Below are 3,933 nucleotides of genomic sequence, written 5' to 3'. Positions count from 1 at the left end.
CGGCGGGCCCCGTCGGCCGGGTGGCACGGCCACGCTGCGACATTCCGCGCACCTCTCCTGCTGTTGCCACGACCCGCGGGCCGTGTTGTCCCGGGCCGGTGCGGGCGGTCGGCCCGCCATACCGGCACGCCACCGGGGCGTCCGCGCCCGGTGGTTGCGCAGAGCGTAACGCTAACGGCCGCGGACGGACCCGGCGGCGCACCGAGACCCTGACCCACGAGGCGGCGCGAATGGTGTTGACTCTGTCAGGTGGGGACCGGCAGAACACCATCCGACCAGGTCAGAGCGGGGCATTCCCGGCGCTGGCTGCTGCGCGCCGGAGGGCTCGTGGCGCTCGGCGGCGCGGCCGCGCCGCTGACCGGTTGTGATCTTTTTGACCGCGACCAGGAGCCACCGGCGCCTGATGCGCTGGAGCCGCTGGCCGCCGAGGCGCTGGCGCTGGAGGCCCGCTACCGGGCAGCCGCCACCGCCGCCCCGGCGCTCGCCGGACGGCTCACCCCGATCGCCGACGCGCACAAGGCGCACGCCGAGGAGCTACGCCGGGTCATCGGCCGGCCAGCTCCCTCCGGCACGCCGGCGGCCGCCGGCTCGGCGAGCGCGCCCGCGCCCGACGCCGTGCTCACCGAGCTGCGTCAGGCCGAGCAGGAGGGCCGGACCAACGCGGCGAAGGCCTGCGCCGAGGCGCCGGCCGAGCGGGCCGCGCTGCTCGGCTCGATCGCCGCCGCGCGGGCGACCCACGTGGAGGCCCTGAAGTGAACAACCCGACGACCGGCCCGGCCCAGGCCCTCGCCGACGCGCTCGCCGCCGAGTACGCGGCGATCTGGGCGTACGGGGTGATCGGCGTGCACCTCACCGGCGCGGCGCGGACGGCGGCCCGGGCCGCCGAGGCGGCGCACCGGTCCCGCCGCGACGCGCTGCTCCTGCAGCTCGCCGAGGGCTCCGGGCAGGTACCCGCGGACCGGGCCGGGTACGCGCTGCCCTATCCGGTCACCGACCGGGCGGGAGCGCTGCGGCTGGCGGTGGAGATCGAGGAGCGGACCGCCGGGCACTGGCGGGCCGCGCTCGCGCACACCAGCGGCGTGGAGCGGAACACGGCGCTCGCCGCGCTCACCGACTGCGCGCTGCGGGCCACCCGCTGGCGGCGTACGGCGGGCGTGACACCGGTCACCGTTCCGTTCCCGGGCCGCCCCGCCTGAGCGCGACGCCGGTCACCCGGCGAAGCTTCCCGGTTGCGCTGCGCATACCAGGTATGCATACTCGCGGTCATGTCCATCCGTCACGGCCTGCTCGCCCTGCTCGAACGCGGCCAGATGTACGGCTATCAGCTCCGTGCCGCGTTCGAGGAGTCCACCGGGTCGACCTGGCCGCTGAACATCGGGCAGGTCTACACCACGCTGGCCCGGCTGGAACGCGACGGACTGGTGCGCCCGCTGCCGGAGAACGAGAGCGGGCAGCGGCCGTACGAGATCACCGACGCCGGACGGGCGGACCTGGCGATGTGGTTCGCCACCCCGATCAGCCGCGCCGACCGTCCCCGCGACGAGTTGTCGATCAAGCTGGCGCTGGCGTTGACCACGCCGGGCGTCGACGTGCGGGCGGTGGTGCAGACCCAGCGCACCGCCACCATGCGCGCGCTTCAGGAGTTCACCCGGTTGAAGTACACGAGCGACAAGCCGGAGGATCTACCCTGGCGGCTGGTGCTGGACGCGATGATCTTCCAGACCGAGGCCGAGGTGCGGTGGCTCGACCACTGCGAGACCAGCCTGGTCCGGCACCGCCCGGCGCCGATCCGGGCGGTCGACCACCCCGAGGCGGTGGACCGGGCCGGCGACGAAGCCCGCCGGTGACCCGGCACGGGAGGCGCTGATGGACCCGATCGACGGGGTGCTGGAACTGCGGGACGTACGCCGTACCCACGGCGCCGGTGAGGCCGCCGTGCACGCGCTGCGCGGCGTGAGCCTGACCGTGCGGGCCGGGGAACTGGTGGCGGTGATGGGCCCGTCCGGGTCCGGCAAGTCCACGCTGCTGGCGCTGGCCGGCGGCCTGGACCGGCCCACCGGCGGCGAGGTGGTGGTCGAGGGCGAGGCGCTGGTCGGGCTGTCCGCCCGGGAGCTGGCCCGGCTGCGCCGCCGCCGGATCGGGTACGTCTTCCAGGATCTGAACCTGCTCGGCAGCCTGACCGCCGTGGAGAACGTGGCGCTCCCCCTGGAACTGGACGGCGCCGGCGTACGGGCGGCCCGCCAGTCGGCCCTCGACGCGCTGCGCGAGGTCGACCTGGAGGACCTGGCCGACCGCTTCCCGGACCAGATGTCCGGCGGCCAGCAGCAGCGGGTGGCGATCGCCCGGGCCCTCGTCGGCGAACGCCGCCTGGTCCTCGCCGACGAGCCGACCGGCGCGCTGGACTCGCAGACCGGTGAGGCGGTGCTGCACCTGCTGCGCCGCCGGGTGGACGCCGGGGCGGCCGGGGTGCTGGTCACCCACGAGGCCCGGCACGCGGGCTGGGCGGACCGGGTGGTCTTCCTGCGCGACGGGGTGATGGTCGACTCGACCGCCCCGCTGATCGGCGTCGACCACCTGCTCAGCGGCAGCATCCGGTGACCGGCGGCCGCCTCGCCGCCGTACGCGGATCGTGGCGGACCGCGCTGCGGATCGCCCGCCGGGAGGCCCGGCGGTCCCGGCGGCGCACGCTGCTGGTGCTGGTGATGATCGCGCTGCCGGTGCTCGGCCTCAGCTTCGCCGCGGTCAGCTACGACATGGGCGACCTGACCCGCGCCGAGCGGATCGAACGCCAGCTCGGCGGCGCCGACGTCGCGCTGCGCTGGGACAGCCTGACGGCGGTGAGGCAGGACGCCTGGGGCGAGTCGGCCTGGCCGGTCGAGGGCGAATGGGTCGGCCGGACCCGTCCGGCGACCGCCGAGGAGGTGCGCGCGCTGCTGCCCGACGGCAGCCGGGTCGCCCGCACGCGCTGGTGGATGACGTTCTCGACCCGGATCGGCCGGCACGTCGAGTCGCTCGACGCGCGCGCCCTGGACCTGACCGACCCGCTCACCCGGCCGCTGGCCCGGGTCCTCGACGGCCGGCCGCCGGTGCGCCCGGACGAGATCGCGGTCAGCCCGGCGGCGCTGCGCCGGCTCGACACCCGCATCGGCAACCCGGTACGCACCATCGACGGCGCCACGTACCGGGTGGTCGGGGTGGTGGAGTACCCGGACAACCTCCGGGAGGTGATCACGCTGGCCGGGGTGACCCCGGAGACCGCGGCCGGCAGCGACACCTGGCTGGTGGACCTGCCCGGCCCGCTCGACCCGGGGCTCGCCGACCGGCTGAACGCGCAGGGCATCCAGATCGTCGTCCGCGACCCGCTGCCCGGGCGGGAGGAGCTCACCCGCGGTATGCGCGTGCCGGACGCCGACGAGGCCGGCGTCGTCGGCGTGGTCGGCGGGCTGGTCCTGCTGGAGGTGGTGCTGCTGGTCGGCCCGGCCTTCGCGGTGAGCGTCCGCCGTCGGCGGCGCGACCTCGCGCTCGTCGCGGTGGCCGGTGGCGACGCCTCCCACCTGCGCCGGATCGTGCTCGCCGACGGGGTGGTGCTCGGCGCCGGCGGGGCCGCCCTCGGGCTGCTGCTCGGCATCGGCGCCGCGTTCGCCGGCCGGCCGCTCGTCGAGCAGTACCTGCTCGGGGAGCGCCTCGGGGCGTACCGGATCTTCCCGACCGCGCTGGTCGCGATCGCCGCGACGGCGGTGCTGGCCGGGGTGCTGGCGGCGATGGCGCCGGCCTGGACGGCGGCCCGGCAGGACGTGGCGACCGGCCTCGCCGGCCGGCGCGACGGGTCCCGGCCCCGCCGCCGCTGGCTGCTGATCGGGGTGGCGCTCACCGTCGCCGGGACCGCGATCGCCGCGTTCGCCGCCGGCCGCACCTCGCAGACCGGCGTGCTGG

5 protein-coding genes are annotated in these 3,933 nt (G+C 76.5%); all 5 read left to right on the top strand.

From position 1 onward, the window contains the following. The first annotated feature begins 306 nt into the window (after positions 1 to 306). Positions 307 to 756: a hypothetical protein gene (locus KBX39_RS25470; protein WP_176722874.1), complete on the top strand. Its 450-nt coding sequence runs from the start codon at positions 307 to 309 to the stop codon at positions 754 to 756. Continuing rightward, positions 753 to 1,196, top strand: a complete 444-nt coding sequence (locus KBX39_RS25465) for a ferritin-like domain-containing protein (protein ID WP_043325825.1) — start codon at positions 753 to 755, stop codon at positions 1,194 to 1,196. Before KBX39_RS25470 ends, KBX39_RS25465 begins: the two co-directional genes overlap by 4 nt. A 69-nt stretch (positions 1,197 to 1,265) precedes the next feature. Then, positions 1,266 to 1,847, top strand: a complete 582-nt coding sequence (locus tag KBX39_RS25460) for a PadR family transcriptional regulator (RefSeq protein WP_030503427.1) — start codon at positions 1,266 to 1,268, stop codon at positions 1,845 to 1,847. A 19-nt stretch (positions 1,848 to 1,866) separates the two neighbouring features. Next, positions 1,867 to 2,598 carry an ABC transporter ATP-binding protein gene (locus KBX39_RS25455; protein WP_043325826.1) on the top strand — a complete coding sequence of 244 codons (732 nt, stop codon included), beginning with the start codon at positions 1,867 to 1,869 and terminating at the stop codon, positions 2,596 to 2,598. Beyond that, positions 2,595 to 3,933 (top strand): FtsX-like permease family protein (locus KBX39_RS25450; protein ID WP_312247487.1); only part of this gene is annotated, 1,339 nt, incomplete at its 3' end. The genes KBX39_RS25455 and KBX39_RS25450, both read left to right, overlap by 4 nt.

It is taken from the genome of Micromonospora sp. D75, assembly GCF_018070405.1.
GTDB classification, from domain to species: Bacteria; Actinomycetota; Actinomycetes; order Mycobacteriales; family Micromonosporaceae; genus Micromonospora; species Micromonospora chalcea.
Note: the sequence above shows the minus strand (reverse complement) of the source record. Positions and strands in the feature narration are given on the sequence as shown.